Genomic DNA, 16,964 nt, shown 5'->3' on the forward strand with positions numbered 1-16,964 from the left:
CGGTGGAGGGCGCGCTTATACGTCGTGCCGACCTGCGCAAAATGCCGTAAATGGTACATCGCCATGGCGATCTACCACTTCTCGGCCAAGACCATCTCCCGCGCAGCCGGATCGTCTGCGCTCGCCGCTGCGGCCTATCGCGCAGCCGAGCGGCTGCACGATGACCGGCTCGGGCGCACGCACGATTTCACCAACAAGGCGGGTGTCGTCCACAGCGAGGTCATGCTGCCCGAAGGGGCCAACGAGGCCTGGTCCGATCGCGAGCGGCTCTGGAACGATGTTGAGGCAGCCGAGGTTCGCAAGGACGCGCAGCTGGCCCGCGAGATCGAGTTTGCTCTGCCAAGGGAGATGACACAGCAACAGGTGATCGAACTGGCCCGCGACTTCGTCAAAGCCGAGTTCGTGGATCGCGGCATGATCGCCGATCTCAATGTTCACTGGGATATCGGCGCAGATGGCGAGGCCAAGCCACATGCGCATGTCATGCTGACCATGCGCGAGATCGTGGTCAGCGACGATGGTGTTGCCACGTTCGGCCCCAAGGTTCGCGACTGGAACCGCACCGAGCTGCTCACGCACTGGCGCGAGGCATGGGCCACCCATGCCAACCAGCGTATGGCCGAGCTCGATATCGATGCGCGGATCGATCATCGCTCGCTTGCCGCACAGGGCATCGACCTGGAGCCGCAGTCGAAGATCGGCGCTGCTGCCTCGCGCATGGCGGGCGAAGGGCTCTCGCCCGAGCGGCTGGCCGAGCATGCCGATATCGCCCGATCGAACGGCGAGAAGATTATCGCCGATCCTAACATTGCGCTCAGCGCCATTACGCATCAGCAGGCGACGTTCACCACGCGTGACCTTGCGATGTTCGCGCACCGGCACAGCGCCGACAAGGAGCAGTTCGATGCCGTGATGTCGGCGGTGAAGAACGCGCCCGAGCTCATTGCCGTTGGCAGAGACGGCAAGGGGAATGACCGGTTCACCTCGCGCGAGATGATCGAGACCGAGCAGCGGCTGGAGCGTGCGACGATCCGGCTCGAAGCGCGGCGCAGTCATGCTGTTGCTGACCGTTATCGCGAGCTTGCTCTGCAGAATGCGAAAGCGCGGGGCATGGACTTGTCGGCTGAGCAGCGCGGAGCGCTGGAACATGTCACATCGGCCAAAGGCGTCAGCAATGTCATCGGATATGCCGGAACGGGGAAAAGCGCGATGCTGGGGGTGGCGCGCGAGGCATGGGTGCGGGCTGGCTATACGGTGCAGGGTGCAGCCCTCTCGGGCATTGCAGCCGAGGGGCTGGAGCATGGCTCGCGCATCCCGTCGCGCACACTCGCAAGCCTGGAGCATCAATGGGCGCAGGGAAGAGAGAAGCTCACCAGCATGCATGTGCTCGTCATCGACGAGGCCGGCATGCTCGGCACGCGGCAGATGGAGCGCGTCATCTCTGAAGCGGAGCGTGCTGGTGCGAAGGTCGTGATGGTGGGCGATCCGCAGCAGTTGCAGGCGATCGAGGCAGGCGCTGCATTTAGGTCCGCCGCCGAGCGGCATGGTGCAGTGGAGATCGCATCGATCCGGCGGCAGCAGATCGACTGGCAGCGGGAAGCAACGCGTGAGCTGGCTACTGGCAGGACGGGCGAGGCGCTGGGGCGCTATGAGGAAGCTGGACACGTGCATGTCGCAGAGACGCGCGAAGCCGCGCGCGCCGAGCTTGTCGATGCCTGGGATCGTGACCGACAGGCAAAGCCCGATGCCAGCCGGATCATCCTGACGCACACCAATGACGAGGTCCGTGCGCTCAACGAGGCGGTGCGCGAGAAGGTTCGTGCCAGCGGGGATCTGGGCGATGACGTTGCGCTGAAGGTCGAGCGCGGCGCGCGGATGTTTGCCGATGGCGACCGGATCATGTTCCTGAAGAACGAACGCTCGCTGGGCGTGAAGAACGGATCGCTTGGCACCGTCGAGAGCGTCAGCGCTTTGCGCATGTCGGTGAAGCTCGACGATGGCAAGGCGGTGGCGTTCGATCTGAAAGATTATGCGCATCTGGATCATGGTTATGCGGCCACGATCCATAAGGCGCAGGGCATGACCGTTGATCAGGTCAAGCTGCTGGCGACGCCGGGCATGGACAGCCATGGGGCTTATGTCGCGCTGTCGCGGCACCGCAGCCAGGTCGATCTGCATTATGGCAAGGATGACTTTGCCGATCGCAAAGCGCTCACCCGCACGCTCAGCCGCGAGCGGGGCAAAGACATGGCCAGCGACTATACGCGGCAGCCGGAGAAGGCAGCGGAGCAGCAGCCGCAGCGTGAAGCTCGTGCCGGGCTGAAGGTCAGTCGCAGCGGTCATCTCGCTGATTTGCTTAAGGGGGCCAATGCATCAGCGGAACGCCAACCAGCCGCTCAGGTGCGTGTCAAAGTCACCTTGCCGGACATGGCGACCGACAAGCAGGTGTTCGACAAAGCTGTGCAGCGGTTCGCGCGCGTCGCGCAGGACATTGTTGCCATGCGTGACAAGGGGCTTCAGCCGCTCGCCTCGCAGCGCACTGCGCTGGACAAGGCTGGGGCCGAGCTCAATGCGTTGAGACCCGACAGTTTTGGCGATCTGCGCAAGGCAGTAAACCGGGATCTGAGCCTCATTCCAGAAGCCGTGAAGGGCAAGACCGATCGCGCCATCCAGGCGATGGAGCAGCAGGCGAAGCTGCGCATCGAGGCGCAGCGTGTTGCCGCTGCCAATGAGCGGCGGGCCGATGCATTTGTCGATCAGTGGCAGCGGCAGTCGCAGCAGTATCGGTCGCTTCGCAAGAACGGCAGCTCGGCCGCTTCGGACAAGGTGCGTGCCTCTCTGGTCGGCATGGCCAAGGGCCTTGAGCGCGATCCTCAGCTTGAGTCGGTGCTCGCTGCTGCGCGACAATCAGGATGAGAACCGCGCGACAATCTAGTTGAGAATGGCGGCCGAACGCATCGACCTGCTGCCCCACGAACAGCCGATGGCCCTGCTCGGGCAGCGAATAGATCAGCTGCAGCACGCGGATATCGACCCGCTCGGTCGAGGCGTTGGTCAGCGATCGTTTGGGCACGACCAGCGGCTCGGCGCGGACGAAGCGTGCGGTGACTCGGGCCGCAGCATTTCCGCGCGGGCTGATGACGGCATCGCGGCCGATGGCGGTGCGGTCGATCTCGTTCTCGTCGATATCGACGCGCACGTGCAGCGGCCTTGTCACGCCGAGCGTCATCAGCGGCTCGGAACTGTTGCCTGGCGCAGGCCCGGCGGTCGCATATTGTCCCTCGCGCGTGCGCACCTGCAGCACCTGCGCGGCGCTCGGTGCGCGCACGGTCAGCCGGTCAAGCGTCACGCGCGCCGATTGCAGCTGCGCCTGCGCCTCGCGCATCTCGGCTCGCGCAACGGCCAGCTGCGCGTTAGCTGTCTGCGCATTGCCTTGCCGCTCTATCACCTCCTGGCGCGAGATGGCACGATCGTCATTCACATCGCCGTACAGTCCCAGCTGGCGCCTTGCGATGGATGCAGATGTCTGCGCCGCCGCCACGCTCGCCCGCAGCCGCTCGACCCGCGCCTCGGCCTCGGCCAGCGTGGCACGGGCACCGCGGCTGTCGATCGAGAAGAGCGGCTGGCCCGCTGCCACCTGATCGCCGGCCCGGACATGGACTCGCTCGACCACGCCGGGCAGGAACGCGCCGATCTCGATCAGTTCGCTGGACGGCTCGACCACGCCCGCGCCGGCCACTGTTCCGCCTTTCTGCTCCGAGGGCACCTGGGCAGGTGTTTCCGTGACTTGAGCGAGCGCGCGATCGGGCTGGCTGCGCGCGACGAAGATCGCGGATACCAGGATGCACAGGACAGCCAGCGCGGGCAGGATCTGGCGGGAGAAGCTGAGATTGGCCATGGTTCAATGGTCCTTGGGCATGTGCTTGCCATCATGGGTGATACGGCCGTCCTCCATTGCGAGGATGCGGTCGGCGAGGTCGAAGATGCGGTTGTCATGGGTGACGACGACGACCGCGCGGTCGGTGGCGAGCGCCACCTCGCGCAGCAGGTCCATCACCCGCCGTCCCGAGCGCGCATCGAGCGCGGCGGTGGGCTCGTCGCACACCACCAGCCGCGGCGAATGGATCAGCGCCCGGCCGATCGCGACCCGCTGCTGCTGCCCGCCCGAAAGCTGGCGCGGCAGCTTGTCGCACTGGTCGCCGATATTGAGCTGGTGCAGCAGTTCGCGCGCGCGCTCGGTCGCCTCCTTGCGGGGCACGCCGGAAGCGATCAGCGGCACTGCGGCATTGGCCGCCGCGCTGATCGACGGGATGAGATTGTACTGCTGGAAGATGAAGCCGATCGTGCTCAGGCGAAAGTTGACGAGCTCGGTATCGGTCAGCCGGTAGATATCGGTGCCGAACACGCTGACACTGCCTTCGGTCGGGTAGAGAATGCCGGCGATGATCGAGATCAGCGTCGTCTTTCCCGATCCGGATTCGCCGACCAGATAGGTCAACTCTCCCGAGCGGATGTCGAGATTGATGTCGTGCAGCACGCGCAGATGGCCGTCGCCCATCGGGAAATCCTTGACGACATGCTCGACATGGATGGCGCAGGCCTCGCTCACCGGAACACCTCCGCCGGCTCGGCCTTCAGCACCTGGCGCAGCGCGACAAAGCCGGTGATCAGGATCATCAGCGCGACGACCGCCGCGGCGATCAGCGGGATTTGATAGGGCGTGTAGAAGCCCTTGAAGGCGTCCGAATAATATCCGCCGATCTCGAGAAACGCGACCGCCATGATGAGGCCCAGCCCATAGCCGATCAGCGCGACCAGCGCGGACTGCGCGACGACCATCTGCCGGATGCGGGCATTGGTCACGCCGATCGCCTTCAGCGCGCCGAACTGCTTGATATTGTCGCGGATGAACAGACTGAAGGTCAGGCCGACAATGGCAATGCCGACGATCACGCCGAGCGCCACGGTGATGCCGAAATTGATCGGAATGCCGGTATTGTCGATGATGTAATCGACGCCGTCCTCGGCGAACTGTTGCGACGTGCGCGCGCGCAGGCCCGTCACCGCCTCGATCCGGCGCGCCACGGTGGCCGCGTCTTCGCCCGCGTCCGATCGGGCCAGCACGAACGACAGCCGGTTGCGCGTGCCCGGCACGTAGTTGAGCGCATTCGAATAGCGGGTGTAGAGCATCACGCCCGAGGTGAAGGTCGGCTCGGCATCGACCAGGCCGCGGATCACTGCGCGCTGGTCGTTGAGCTCGAGCCGGACGCCGAGCGCGGCAGCGTCTTCACCGAACAGCTTGCGCGCGCCGACAGCGTCGATGAACACCGCGTCGGGCTCGAACAGCATTTCGCGTTGCCCCATCAGCAGCTTGCGCGGCAGGCCTGTCAGCGTCGCATCGTCGAGCCCGATCACGGTTACCGGTTCGAGCGCGCCGTCGGGCGTGCGCACATTGGCGCCGGACCGGATCAGCGGAACCGCCCAGTCGACGCCCGGCACCCCGCGCACGCGCTGCAGATCGGTCGATGGCATGGGCAAGGTGACATCGGATGTCCGCCCGGCTGGGTCCATCACCCAGATGTCGGCGCTGGGTATCTCGTGCACCGCCGCTGCTCCACGCAGCAGCAGGTTGACGAAGATCGTCAGCTGCTGGGTGATCAGCAGCGTCGAGAAGGCGACACCGAAGACCAGCCCATAGAATTTCACCCGGTCGCCCGTCAGCATCCGGATCGCGATCCACATCATGCGCGGAAATCCCTCAGGAAAGCTTGCAAACAGCGAATCATGCTGTACGCTGGCGTTCAAAATATAACCTATTTAATGAACGTCAACGTTTAGTTTTTCGTTGACTGCCAGAAGCTTGTGGGATGATCGGTAGTGGCGGGTGAAAAACGGACGACGAGCAGGGCGGGGCGGCCGCGCGACCCGGCCAAGCACGAGGCGATCGTGCACTCGGCGCTGCACACCTTTCTGGAGCGCGGCTTCAACGCTGCCACGATCGAACATATTGCCGCGCGCGCGGGCGTTTCGAAGGTCACCATCTACAACCGCTTCACCGACAAGGAGACGCTGTTCGAGCAGGTGGTGAAGGAACAGACCGACCATTTCGCCGCCGCAATGATGGATGATTCCGTCTCTCGCGGGGATCTGGCGGCAAGGCTGGACGCGTTCGGTTGCAGCCTGCTGCATTTCCTGTTCGCGTCCGATCATGTGGCGCTCGATCGCATGCTGCCGCAGGAGCTCGCCCATCATCCGCAAATGGCGCAACGCTTCTTCGATGCCGGGCCCGGCCAATGCCGGTCCAGGCTTGCGGAAATGCTCGAACAGGCGCGGTCGGATCGGCAGATCGACTTCGAGGACAGCCTCCAGGCGGCCGAAGACCTGATGGCCTTGTGGAAGGGCTTTGCCGATGTCGAACTCAAGTTCGGCGTGCGCCAGCGCCTGTCGGACGAGGAACTCGATGCCAAGGTGCGCCACGGCACCCGGATTTTTCTGAGAGCATACGGGGTCTAGGGTACCAACGCGCGTTCCTGCCGTTTCATCGCCATCAACTCCCGTCTGCCAAACTGAGATGAGGCTCTAGCGCTCTTCGCCAATGAATATCGCAGACAGTGCGTGGCAACCGCGCTCATGCGCCCCCATTCTTGAACAATTATGAAGTGCGAATGGCGGCATCTGGCGAGAGTGGCCATTCAAGTCGACTGCCGACAGTGACTAAGTTTGGGTCGCTAGCGGTCGGTTTGTGAATGTGCGGATGCCGCCGCTGATTTAAACGGCGCTAGTCGGTGAACGTTTGGACCGGCAACCGGTTGGCCTTGATGTCGATCGTGGCAAGGCGTCGATCCGAGCAGAAGTCTGGTCGAAACCTCTAATGCGAAGCCTGCTGTGCAGCCAACATGGGAGCGAGCTCGAGCCGAGCGATGTCAGATCTCGGCGGAGCCCCGAACAGGCGGCGATACTCGCGGCTGAACTGCGATGGGCTGTCATAGCCGACGGCGAAGCCGGCCGATCCTGCGGACATTCCAGCCGCGATCATCAGGTTGCGTGCCTCCTGAAGCCGCAGTTGCTTGTGGTACTGCAGCGGGGTCAGCCCAGTGATGGTCTTGAAATGCTGATGGAGCGAAGACACGCTCATTCTGGCGGCACGCGCAACATCGGCGATGCGAAGCTGCTCGCGCATATGCTCCCGGATCCATGCGATGGCACGACTGATCTGGCCGAGATGGCTGTCTGCCGAGGCTGCGTGCCGGAGCATCGCGCCATGCGGACCGATCAGCAGACGGTAGAGAATCTCGCGCCGGATCAGCGGCGCAAGTGCAGGGATGGCCTGCGGCGTGTCTAAAAGTCGCAACAACCGGCATGCGGCATCCAGCAGCGCCGGATCGCTGGGATGCACCGCTAGCGCCGGCGGCTCACCCGGTGGCAGTGCGCCGTCTTCCGCCATGATCAGTTCAGCCAACACTGTCGGATCCAGATCGATCTTGCAGCACAGATACGGCCGGTCGGGGCTGGCGGTCACGACATGGCCGACCAATGCAAGGTCGACCGAGGCGATCAGGTAATTCGCTTCGTCATAGAAAAGGCTGCGCCCGCCAACCGAGACCGTCTTGGCTCCCTGGACGATAATGCAAAGCGACGGATCATAGACCGTCGGGACGGGCAGGCTGGGTGTGTCGGTGCGGATCAGCCACAGGCCGCCGATAGCACATGGCTGATAGCCCTGTTCGGGCGTGTGTCGCGCGATGATCTGCGCCATTTCCATGGTTATTGACATGAAGTTATATTCAGCGGTTTGTACCTGGCCCGCAACCCCCGACATTGGCGATTTGGAGAATCGTGCAAATTGTGCGGTCTAATGGTCTAACGCTGTGCAGTGCGGGAACCGCATAAAGGGGCACCAAGACCAAGGAGCCCTTAATGACCAATCTTCCCCAGACGACCATCCTCATCACCGGTGCCTCGAGCGGGATCGGCGAGGCCACCGCACGCGAACTTGCCGCAACTGGTGCCAAGCTGTTCCTCGGCGCGAGGCGGACCGAACGGCTCGCGCTGCTGGCGCAGGAGCTTGGCGAAAACGTTGGCTGGCATGCGCTCGATGTCGTCGATGCTGACAGCTTCGATGCCTTTGTCTCGGCCGCCGAGGCGCGCTTCGGCCGGATTGATGCCCTGGTCAACAATGCCGGCGTGATGCCGCTTGCCCCGCTTGCGGCGCGCAAGCGCGATGAATGGAAGCGGATGATCGACGTCAATATCCATGGCGTGCTCAACGGCATCGCTGCAGTGCTGCCGCGCTTCGCCGCGCAGCGCAGTGGGCACGTCATCAATGTCGCCTCGATCGCGGCGCACATCGTCGTGCCTGCAGCAGCGGTCTATTGTGGCACCAAGCATGCCGTCCGTGCCATCACCGAGGGATTGCGCCTCGAGCACGACGATATCCGTGCGACCCTGATCTCGCCCGGTGTCGTGGCGACCGAACTGGGCCATGATATCACCGATCCGGCAGTCGCTGAGGCGCTGGTCGAATGGCGCAAGCAGTCGCTCACCCCCGATGCTATTGCCCGCGCCGTGCGTTTCGCGCTCGAGCAGCCGGCCGGCGTCGACGTCAACGAAATCATCGTCCGACCGACCTCGGCAAATATGTAAGGAGAAAGAGCCATGCAGATGAAGCAACTGGGCACCGACGGCCCCTTGGTATCAGCGCTCGGTCTCGGGTGCATGGGAATGTCCGATTTCTACGGTCCGGCTGATCGTGACGAGAGCCTCGCAACCATCGCTGCCGCTGCCGAGCAGGGGATCACCCTGCTCGATACCGGCGACTTTTACGGCATGGGACATAACGAGATGCTGATCGGCGAGGCGCTGCGCAGCCTGCCGCGCGACCGGTTGACCCTGAGTGTCAAGTTCGGCGCACTGCGCGACCCGGCGCTCGGCTGGTTCGGCTATGATGCCCGTCCGGCAGCGGTCAAGAATTTCGCGGCCTATTCGCTCCAGCGACTTGGGGTGGAGTGCATCGACATCTACCGTCCATCGAGGCTCGACCCCGCGGTCCCGATCGAGGACACGATCGGCGCCATCGCCGAGCTGGTCGAGGCGGGCCATGTCCGCCATATCGGCCTGTCCGAAATGAGCGCCGAAACCATCCGCCGCGCGCATGCCGTACACCCGATCTGCGACCTGCAGATCGAGTATTCGCTACTTTCGCGCGGGATCGAGGACGGTATCCTGGCGACCTGCCGCGAACTTGGCATTGGCATTACCGCCTATGGGGTGCTGTCGCGCGGCCTGATCAGCGGTCACTGGTCGAAAGACCGCAACACGGCGGACTTCCGAAGCGTCAGCCCCCGCTTTCAGGGGGATAACCTCGACCGTAATCTGGGGCTTGTCGAGGCGTTGCGTGCGATTGCCACTGAAAGGGGGGCTTCGGTGGCGCAACTGGCGATCGCCTGGGTCGCAGCTCGGGGAAACGATATCGTTCCGCTGGTAGGGGCACGGCGACGCGAACGGCTCGCTGAATCGCTGGGTGCGCTCGACGTGACGCTTACCGCAGACGAGCTTGCGCGGATAGAGCTCGCCGTACCACGCGGGGCTGCGGCTGGAAGCCGCTATCCCGATGCGCTGCTGCAGCATCTCGATAGCGAAAGCGGCGGCACATAAGCCTGGCTCGGTATAGAGGGCGGTGACAAATCGAACGCTCCGCCCTCTCAGCTCAGCATCCGCCAGGCGTGACTTGCGCCTTGCTGCGTGGCGCCCTTATTTAAAGCTGCCCGCCAGCTGGCTGTATGCCCGGGTGCGGGTACTCGATCGTTTGAGCTATATCGGACCTGGTTCAAGCCGCCCACTGACCGGGATCATGGTCCATGCCGATCAGGGCCAGGCCATGGGCGATGGATGTCAGTTCATCGCCTGTCGCGAAGCGCTCTGCGTCGAACCTGCGTTCGAACAGCTTGGCGATGGCGGGGATCAGTGAGGATCCGCCGGTGAGAAAGACGCGGTCGATCTGGGTTTCGGACATGGCTGCCTTTTCGAGTGCATGGTCCATTGCGGCCTCGATGCGTGCCAGATCGGGGGCGATCCATTCCTCGAACTGGCCGCGCTCGACATCTGCGGCGATGTCGATGCCGCCGCCGCTGAACGTGAACCTGGCCGCCTCATTGTCTGAAAGGGCGCGCTTAAGCTGTCCGACGGCATCGTACAGCGCGAAGCCCTGTTCGTTCTCGATCAGCGCGATCATGGTGGCGATCCGTTGCGGATCGACGGCGTCGCGCTGCAACCTGCGCAGCTCGTCGATCGTCTTGCGGCTGCGCATCATCGCAAGCTTCGACCAGTTTGCGAAGTCCGTGAAATAACCACCGGGAATATCGAGCAGTTTTCCGAACGACCTGTACTGGGCGCCCTTTCCGAGCAGCGGCAGCACCAGCCTGTCGAGAATGCGATAATCGAACTGGTCGCCTGCAATGCCGATCCCGGCATGAGCCAGAGGCGTGCAGCGCCTCGCTGTGCCGGGCTCGGCTATGCCGACCACCGAAAAGTCGGCGGTACCCCCGCCGAAGTCCGCCACCAGGATCGTCGCCGGTCTGTCGAGCCGGCTGGCATAGCTGTGGGCTGCGCCGAGCGGCTCGTAGACATAGTAAAGCTCCTTGCCGAAACCCTCGAACATCAGGTCATAGCGCTGGCGGGCCAGCCGATGATCGGCGCGGGCTCCCGCATATTCCACGGGACGCCCGATAATGATCCGGTCAGGCAGCGACGCCAGGGCATCGCCTGCATGGCTTTCGAGGTGCCTCAGAAACGTACGGCCCAGATCCTCGAACCCATAGGGCCTGTTATAGATCAGGGTTCGCTCGAACAGCGGGCTTGCGGCCACGCTCTTGAATGACTGGATGAACCGGCAGTCGAGCGGTGACTGCAGATATTGCTCGATGGCCCAAGGTCCCGCTTCATGCGCAATGCCCTGCCATGCCCGCTCATCCTCCCAGAAGCAGAGCGCCGACCTGAACACGGCAGTGCTCTGGTGCACGTCTCCGAACCGGACCAGTTCTGTGCTGCCATCGGAACGGCCAAGCGCTGCGACCGTGTTCGTGGTGCCGAAATCGAGACCCAGGGCAGGCTTTCCGGAGCGGCTGGTCATCGTCTGGCCCTCGAATGTGCGGCAGCCAATGGGCCGCCTGATGCAGGGTGGCCGTCTGTGCCCGGCTTTCCGGAAAGGGGCAAGCTGCGCTTGCCGGTTCGTGGCTGCGCCGCGTGATCGCGGGGCAGGGGCTGGGCTGGGTGGCTGTTCGGTGACCGGGCGGTCAGCGCAGCAGCCAGAGGATCACGCTTGTGGGACCCGCCAGCGTCAGGATCGCAATGATCCAGAATTCCATCCTCGATACGGGTCTGTCGTCGGGATCGGGCCAGTCGCGGGGCATGGGCTCGGGCTCTCCTTCCGGCGTCAGAGCAGCAACGGCGCTTCGGACTTGCGGCGGCTCGACCAGGGGTCTTCGGTCCGCTCGACGTTCAGCCGCTCCGCAGGATACTGGCGCAGCAACGCCAGCGCTTCGGCGGCTGGCGCATGCAGCCAGCGATCATGGTCCCCTGGCTCCAGGATCACCGGCATGCGGTCATGGATATGCCACAGCTCCTGCGTCGCATCCACCATGACCCCCGTATAGCAATTGCCCCATTCGTCGCTCGGCCGCCACAGGCCTGCCCAGGCCGCCAGCGGCTGGTCCGCCACGCTGATCCAGGTCCTCGTCATCCGTCCCGGCTCGCCTTCGGCCTCGGCAAAGGCGGTGAACGGGATCAGGCAGCGATAGGCCGTATCGGTGAACCATCTCTTCCACATGCCATGGGCCGACATCAGCTTGTCGTCGCGGGCATTGTTGACCGGATTGGGCTTGTTGGGTCTGCCCGTCTTCCTGTTAACCGAATGCCGCGGAAAGCCCCAGGTCATCGCCTCGAGCCGGCGCTGACCGTCTTCCTCGCGCACCACGAAACCATGATAGCCGGGATAGACATCGCCGGGCGAGGCATTGGTTTGCCTGTCGGCCAGCGCAAAAAAGGCCTGGGCCACATCATCGAGCGATGCCTTGAGCGTGACAAGATTGCACATCCGGTAATCTCCTCAGGCCTGTCCCGCCTGCCTGCCGTGCCCGAGTTCCCCTTCCAGCTGATCGCAACACTCGCCGATAAATTGCTAAATGTCCATTGGATCGGTCTGGTGCTTTGATGTGCAATGGATCTGGGGCCTTCGTCGATCTGCGCGACGAATACCGATTTGCGCTTCAGCTGCGGAACCTGCTGACCGCGCGCTTCCATTCGCGTTCGGGCGGGAAGGCGAGCTCGATATCGTTCTGGCTCTGCTGGATAAGCTCCAGGCGGAGCGGACGAATGCGCCTGCGCTTGTGCAGGCTGCATTTGCGGCACCAGAAACGGCCCCTGGCGGGCTCGAGCCGGTCGTCCCACATTCGCTTGTGAAAATGCCACCACAGGCCATGCGGATTGAAACTCGCCTCGTGCCCGCAGGCACAGATCGGCCTGACCGCATAGTTCCAGGCCGCCGCCTCGAACAGGCATGTAGCGCGGCGCATGCCGTCTCTTGTCCAGCCGCCCATGTCATCGATCCTGCTCGGGGCTTTCGTCCCTTGTGGGCTGGATCTGTGACTGGACCAGCGCATTGGCAATCGTGCGGGCCAGCTCGCGCGCCGCGTCGTCGCGAATGTGCCGGGCAGGGGCCGTGATGCCGACCCGCGCCCAGCCCGGGGCAGCGAGAATTGCGCTGGCCATGTCATCGATGTCGAATCGGATCATCTGCGCATAAGAACAAAAGTAGAACATATGCGCAAGCGTGCTTGCCGGGTGGTGTGGTCCTGAAGGTGGCACCCTCGGTGGGTGAGCTTTTTCGGATACTCGCTCTGGCGCCATATTCTGTCTCACGCGGTGCCGCCTGCCTTGCGCGGCCAAGCCTTGCCGGGCTAGCCAGGATCATGCCGCTTTTTCTGCTCCTTCTGTCCGATGTCCCATCCGGCCAGAGCTTCGTCTGCACGCCCGTCGCCATCTGGGATGGCGACGGTCCGATCTGGTGCGCCGAAGGTCCGCGCATACGGCTGTCCGGCATCGCTGCCCGCGAAACCGATGGCAGCTGCAGCCCGGGCCATCCTTGCCCGAAGGCGGACGCCAAGGCGTCGCGCGACCATCTGGTATCGCTTGTCGGCACGCCGTCAGGCACGAACTCCACCGGTCATGTGCTGGTCAAAGGGCCGGCCATGCGCTGCGTCTCGAAAGGCGGGGCAGGGGGCAACCGTACCGCCGCCTTCTGCACATCGCCGCGATCGGGTGACCTATCGTGCGCGATGGTGCGCGATGGTTTCGCTGCGCGCTGGAACCGATATTGGGGAAAGCATCGCTGCAGGTAAGCTGGCGAGGAGCGGCCATGCATGGCATCCTGTGCTCGAGAGAGACAGATGATTTACCGCCTGTTGCCAGTCGCTGTGTTTCCTCTGGCCGTTACGGCCTCGATGGCGTTTGCCCATCCTGGAAGAACCGCCGCCGACGGATGCCATAACGATCGCAAGAACGGTGGCCGGCATTGTCATGGCGGCTCAGCTCGGAATGCTCCGCCTGCAGCATCGCCGCAACGGCTGTCCGAGAATGTCTGGTTTCCCAACTGCGCTGCAGCCCGCGCCGCCGGAGCAGCACCGGTACGCCGGGGTTCGCCGGGCTATGGAAGGCATCTGGACCGCGACGGCGACGGCATCGGTTGCGAATGATATGCCCGGACTTGGTATATGACATTCTGCCAACTGCCGTTCGGCAGATTGCTGTCTTGTGGCGATGATGGCCTCGCATGACGGATGAGCAGCACCTCTGGGCCTGCGCGCTGGCGGTCGAGAAGCGTTTTGGCGACCATGCGCCGCTCCATGTGGCCGAGCGGATCGGAGAACTGGCCCTGGCCGGCGATGCAGACGGGGTCGCAATGTGGCAGGCCATCGCAGCCCGGCTGGACAGGCTGCGGCAGGGTGGCCTGCCGGGTGAGGGCGGACATGCCAGGCCTGCTGCAAACTGACCGTCGATAGGGTGGCAATGGCAGCATCTGTCTCCCTCTTGCCCGGGATCACGCCACTCTTTCCGCCTTTTTTGAGCGACCTGCTTGCCCTGGCCGTCAACCCCGTTCGGGGTTCGCCCTCGCGCTTCGCTCGGTGACGGCGGCGCGCGGCCCCTCCTGATGGCGTCATCGGGGATGGTCCCCGAGCAACTGAAGGAGACTTAACATGGCCACCATCGCAAACCTCACCGTCAAGGCAGACGGCAGCTTCGAAGGCACGCTTGCCACCCTCAACGTCACCGCGCCGATCGCCATCATTCCCAACGGGCGCAAGGCCAAGGACAGCGAACCCGATTATCGCATCGTCAGCCGCAAGAACGGCTTCGAGCTCGGCGCCGGCTGGAAGCGCTTCTCGCAGAACACCGACGCGGAATATGTCTCGGTGTCACTCTCGGCCCCCGAATTCGGGACCATCTATGGCAACATCGCCAATGCGCCCGGCGACGATCCGATGAAGAAGGTCATCATCTGGAATCCGCCGAGCTGAACCGGAGACAGCCCCCGCCAGAGGCGGGGGCTGTCTTCCCGTCAGATTAAATACCGAACTTCTTAACGTTCAGCGCGTTCGACATGGCAGCTGGCGACCCAACCTCGGTCACTCCCGGCCGCTGCGGTCAATGTCTGGTTTCGCCAGAAGTAGTCGTTCAGGTTTCTCGGTCGCGCGTCAGCCCCGCTCATGACCGTCGCCGAGTGCGCAGTGGTTCGTCCGCCGTCTGGAAGCGACTTCCGTGAAAGCGGTCGGACCAATTTGTCATCTAATGCCGGTTACTTGACCAAAGCCTGCAGGATCGCCTGCCCGATTGCCGTTTAGTCATCGGCTGGGGATCCGATACCGGCCCTGCGCCGCGTTCGTCGTCTGCCGCTATTGAATGCAACGAACAGCGTCGGTTGACCTTCCGGTTCAATGGGCTCGTATTGGCGATGCGGACTACGGGCCTCGGCCTTCGACAGCTTCCCACCTGACCTGCATTTGGGTGCCCTTGATTGCTTCATCTGTTGACGCTTGACTTATATATGGAGAATGCAGCCCATGCGCTGGGATGGGCCCAGTCCGCGGTCCAGCCGGACAGGGCTGTTCCTGTCGCGCGCTTGCCTGTGCGCACGGCCTTCATCGCCGCTTGCAGGGCTCGGGGCTGGTCAAGTTGGCTGTTGGCAATGCCCTCCAGCGCCTCGACCGTCAGGGCGGCGGTCGGCCCGTCGGGCACGCTCCAGCGCGAAGCAAGCACGGCCCCGGCCCCGGAAATGAAGAAGGCGCGCGCTAGAGCCGACAGGGAATCGGCGCCAGGCGTGCCTTCGCTCGACGCGGTGTTGCAGGCCGAAAGGACGACCAGCGCCGCGTTGATGGGCTGCAGGCTGACTTCTGAAGCGGTCCAAAGGCCATCGTCGTCATCGTTCGGCTGATCGGGCGGAGTCATGACCAGCCCCGGCTCCTGAAGACCTTCCAGCTCGCTCGGCATGAGTCCATGCGTGGCAATGGCAACGATGTCCGAGTTGGCAAGCCGTTCATCCGACCGGAGCTGCCCTTCGCGTGCGTCGGCGGCCAGCCTGAGGCTCTCGCTGGCCGAGGTCCGCATGACGGACGCCATGGCCTTTAGCTCGACCTGCGTGGCGGGCAGTGGTGCCAGCGCGCGCAGTTGTCCGGCTGCCACCTGCCAGCCGGACCCGCGCCGCACGAAAAGGTTGCCCAGTCCGCGCGCGCCTCCCGAGGTGCCAGCCAGCACCGGATCGCCGATACCGAAGAATGGGCGCCGGACGGTATCAGCATTCGGGGGCGACCTGCCTTGCCCGAGGATTCCGGCATATGGCAGCATGGCGATCGGATGCCTGTCGGCCAGCCAGGCCACGTCCTTCATGCCTGCAGGGTCGAACGGGTCAGCCGCTGCGGGCCGGTCGACCGGCAATGCCGCAAGCGGCAGGGCATTGAGCCATCCCTGCTGCACGGACAGCAGCAAGGTTCCCGCAGGAACGCTTGTCAGCAAGGGAGACAGCACGCTCGTATAGAGATCATGCGCGCTTGCCAGATCGAAGATGGCGCGGGGATCATCCGGCCCCCATCCGGCGTTGGCAAGACGCTCGGCCAGCTCCGTATCGGCATCTGGGGTGCAATAACGGGGGTCGAGCGTGCACTGCACGGCAACGAGCTTGCCGAGGAGCGATGCTGCCTGGCCCGGCTGGCGATGGAAGCGAAACTCCTGCCGCGTGACGAGCAGGGCCAGCACGTCCTGATCGTCGGCCGACAGAAGCAGGAGTGCGGCACCTGCCGGTAGTGCATCGCGAGCCGCCTGCAGCGACAGGGTCGATTGATCCGTCGCGCGTGCATAGGTCGGAAAGGCCGCGCGTACCGCCTGCTCGGCCTGGACTTCGCGATCCCTCGCGATTCTGGCCAGGCCCACCAGGCTTTCTACCGCCTTGCCATCGCCGCGCATCAGGGCATCGTGAAGCAGCTTGTCCTGAACGCGGGCCTCGCGCTCGGCATCGGCAAACGCCGCCACCAGAACCCTTTCCTGCTCCGTCCGGGCGCTGCGGCCCAGCGTCGCGCGGGCCACCGCCAGCGCGGACAGCGAGAATTCGGCTTCCTGTAACGTGCGGAATGCCTCGTCCATCTGCGCAGCAGATGGTTTTGCCTGTCCGGACAGCAGCGCCGCACTGCGCAGCATGAAGGCCCGGCGGATGGCCGGATCGACGATCACGCCCCCGGCACCGCGCAAGGCCGACCGCCGGTTGCGGGCAATTTCGACGGCTTCCCTCGTGATCTCGAGTGCCAGCTGGTGCTGTTCAGGTTGCCCCAGCAGCTGCTCCGCCCAGGCCACCCGGACGGGGAGGCCGTCGCTGGTGCCGTCGCCCGGCAACAGACGCGCCTGTTCCATCGCCAGTTGGAAAG

General features: G+C 64.1%; 16 protein-coding genes and 1 pseudogene. 8 read left to right on the forward strand and 9 right to left on the reverse strand.

Annotation, left to right across the window (positions count from 1 at the left end; translation table 11 throughout):
* The first annotated feature begins 63 nt into the window (after window positions 1-63).
* Complete coding sequence (gene traA / locus DM995_RS16175; protein ID WP_116970090.1) at window positions 64-2,916, forward strand: Ti-type conjugative transfer relaxase TraA; 2,853 nt, start codon at window positions 64-66, stop codon at window positions 2,914-2,916.
* Between the two features lie 349 nt (window positions 2,917-3,265).
* On the opposite strand, the pseudogene DM995_RS16180 reads toward traA, so the two are convergent.
* The 3 genes and pseudogenes from DM995_RS16180 to DM995_RS16190 all read right to left on the reverse strand — a co-directional run.
* Window positions 3,266-3,898 (reverse strand): annotated as a pseudogene (locus DM995_RS16180) (efflux RND transporter periplasmic adaptor subunit); the annotation flags it as partial.
* A gap of 3 nt (window positions 3,899-3,901) precedes the next feature.
* A complete protein-coding gene (locus DM995_RS16185; RefSeq protein ID WP_232824448.1) occupies window positions 3,902-4,609 on the reverse strand; it encodes an ABC transporter ATP-binding protein in 708 nt (235 codons plus the stop codon).
* Window positions 4,606-5,745, reverse strand: coding sequence for an ABC transporter permease (locus DM995_RS16190; protein WP_116970091.1), 1,140 nt, complete (start codon window positions 5,743-5,745; stop codon window positions 4,606-4,608). Before DM995_RS16190 ends, DM995_RS16185 begins: the two co-directional genes overlap by 4 nt.
* A 132-nt stretch (window positions 5,746-5,877) precedes the next feature.
* Here DM995_RS16190 and DM995_RS16195 point away from each other — a divergent pair, with 132 nt between their 5' ends.
* A complete protein-coding gene (locus DM995_RS16195) occupies window positions 5,878-6,513 on the forward strand; it encodes a TetR/AcrR family transcriptional regulator (protein ID WP_116970092.1) in 636 nt (211 codons plus the stop codon).
* 355 nt (window positions 6,514-6,868) lie between these two features.
* On the opposite strand, the gene DM995_RS16200 is transcribed toward DM995_RS16195, so the two are convergent.
* Entirely contained in the window at window positions 6,869-7,756 is an 888-nt protein-coding gene (locus DM995_RS16200) for an AraC family transcriptional regulator (protein WP_232824449.1), read from the reverse strand.
* Window positions 7,757-7,917: 161 nt separating this feature from the next.
* Here DM995_RS16200 and DM995_RS16205 point away from each other — a divergent pair, with 161 nt between their 5' ends.
* Both DM995_RS16205 and DM995_RS16210 read left to right on the forward strand, forming a co-directional pair.
* Window positions 7,918-8,643 carry an SDR family oxidoreductase gene (locus DM995_RS16205; protein WP_023836018.1) on the forward strand — a complete coding sequence of 242 codons (726 nt, stop codon included), beginning with the start codon at window positions 7,918-7,920 and terminating at the stop codon, window positions 8,641-8,643.
* Between the two features lie 12 nt (window positions 8,644-8,655).
* A complete protein-coding gene (locus DM995_RS16210) occupies window positions 8,656-9,654 on the forward strand; it encodes an aldo/keto reductase (protein WP_023836019.1) in 999 nt (332 codons plus the stop codon).
* Window positions 9,655-9,826: 172 nt separating this feature from the next.
* Here DM995_RS16210 and DM995_RS16215 read toward each other — a convergent pair whose 3' ends face one another.
* The 4 genes from DM995_RS16215 to DM995_RS16230 all read right to left on the reverse strand — a co-directional run bounded on the left by DM995_RS16215 (window position 9,827) and on the right by DM995_RS16230 (window position 12,816).
* A complete protein-coding gene (locus DM995_RS16215) occupies window positions 9,827-11,128 on the reverse strand; it encodes an Hsp70 family protein (protein WP_116970093.1) in 1,302 nt (433 codons plus the stop codon).
* A gap of 303 nt (window positions 11,129-11,431) precedes the next feature.
* Window positions 11,432-12,091 (reverse strand): SOS response-associated peptidase, encoded by a 660-nt coding sequence (locus DM995_RS16220; RefSeq protein WP_023836022.1) that lies wholly within the window; start codon window positions 12,089-12,091, stop codon window positions 11,432-11,434.
* A 172-nt stretch (window positions 12,092-12,263) separates the two neighbouring features.
* Window positions 12,264-12,569: a hypothetical protein gene (locus DM995_RS16225; protein ID WP_232824450.1), complete on the reverse strand. Its 306-nt coding sequence runs from the start codon at window positions 12,567-12,569 to the stop codon at window positions 12,264-12,266.
* A 25-nt stretch (window positions 12,570-12,594) separates the two neighbouring features.
* The gene (locus DM995_RS16230; protein ID WP_023836024.1) at window positions 12,595-12,816 is read right to left on the reverse strand and encodes a DUF6771 family protein; all 222 of its coding nucleotides are present in this window, start codon (window positions 12,814-12,816) and stop codon (window positions 12,595-12,597) included.
* Between the two features lie 149 nt (window positions 12,817-12,965).
* Between DM995_RS16230 and DM995_RS22475 the strand changes: the two genes are divergently transcribed.
* The 4 genes from DM995_RS22475 (at window position 12,966) to DM995_RS16250 (ending at window position 14,570) form a co-directional block, all read left to right on the forward strand.
* Window positions 12,966-13,394, forward strand: a complete 429-nt coding sequence (locus DM995_RS22475) for a thermonuclease family protein (protein WP_031317443.1) — start codon at window positions 12,966-12,968, stop codon at window positions 13,392-13,394.
* A 102-nt stretch (window positions 13,395-13,496) separates the two neighbouring features.
* The gene (locus tag DM995_RS16240; protein ID WP_116970095.1) at window positions 13,497-13,748 is read left to right on the forward strand and encodes an excalibur calcium-binding domain-containing protein; all 252 of its coding nucleotides are present in this window, start codon (window positions 13,497-13,499) and stop codon (window positions 13,746-13,748) included.
* Between the two features lie 77 nt (window positions 13,749-13,825).
* Window positions 13,826-14,044, forward strand: a complete 219-nt coding sequence (locus tag DM995_RS16245) for a DUF6961 family protein (protein WP_023836026.1) — start codon at window positions 13,826-13,828, stop codon at window positions 14,042-14,044.
* 205 nt (window positions 14,045-14,249) lie between these two features.
* Window positions 14,250-14,570: a DUF736 domain-containing protein gene (locus tag DM995_RS16250; protein WP_116970096.1), complete on the forward strand. Its 321-nt coding sequence runs from the start codon at window positions 14,250-14,252 to the stop codon at window positions 14,568-14,570.
* A gap of 502 nt (window positions 14,571-15,072) precedes the next feature.
* Here DM995_RS16250 and DM995_RS16255 read toward each other — a convergent pair.
* The coding region (locus DM995_RS16255) for a CHAT domain-containing protein (protein WP_198669394.1) at window positions 15,073-16,964 on the reverse strand (1,892 nt) is incomplete at its 5' end.

Source organism: Blastomonas sp. UPD001, assembly GCF_003426715.1.
Lineage (GTDB): Bacteria > Pseudomonadota > Alphaproteobacteria > Sphingomonadales > Sphingomonadaceae > Blastomonas.

Coding starts and splice junctions, on each gene's coding strand:
- DM995_RS16205 (WP_023836018.1), top strand. CDS start 7,918: ATGACCAATCTTCCCCAGACGACCATCCTCATCACCGGTGCCTCGAGC.
- DM995_RS16250 (WP_116970096.1), top strand. CDS start 14,250: ATGGCCACCATCGCAAACCTCACCGTCAAGGCAGACGGCAGCTTCGAA.
- DM995_RS16240 (WP_116970095.1), top strand. CDS start 13,497: ATGGCGTTTGCCCATCCTGGAAGAACCGCCGCCGACGGATGCCATAAC.
- DM995_RS16200 (WP_232824449.1), bottom strand. CDS start 7,756: ATGGCGCAGATCATCGCGCGACACACGCCCGAACAGGGCTATCAGCCA.
- DM995_RS16230 (WP_023836024.1), bottom strand. CDS start 12,816: ATGTTCTACTTTTGTTCTTATGCGCAGATGATCCGATTCGACATCGAT.
- DM995_RS22475 (WP_031317443.1), top strand. CDS start 12,966: ATGCCGCTTTTTCTGCTCCTTCTGTCCGATGTCCCATCCGGCCAGAGC.
- traA (WP_116970090.1), top strand. CDS start 64: ATGGCGATCTACCACTTCTCGGCCAAGACCATCTCCCGCGCAGCCGGA.
- DM995_RS16215 (WP_116970093.1), bottom strand. CDS start 11,128: ATGACCAGCCGCTCCGGAAAGCCTGCCCTGGGTCTCGATTTCGGCACC.
- DM995_RS16225 (WP_232824450.1), bottom strand. CDS start 12,569: ATGCGCCGCGCTACATGCCTGTTCGAGGCGGCGGCCTGGAACTATGCG.
- DM995_RS16190 (WP_116970091.1), bottom strand. CDS start 5,745: ATGATGTGGATCGCGATCCGGATGCTGACGGGCGACCGGGTGAAATTC.
- DM995_RS16220 (WP_023836022.1), bottom strand. CDS start 12,091: ATGTGCAATCTTGTCACGCTCAAGGCATCGCTCGATGATGTGGCCCAG.
- DM995_RS16245 (WP_023836026.1), top strand. CDS start 13,826: ATGACGGATGAGCAGCACCTCTGGGCCTGCGCGCTGGCGGTCGAGAAG.
- DM995_RS16210 (WP_023836019.1), top strand. CDS start 8,656: ATGCAGATGAAGCAACTGGGCACCGACGGCCCCTTGGTATCAGCGCTC.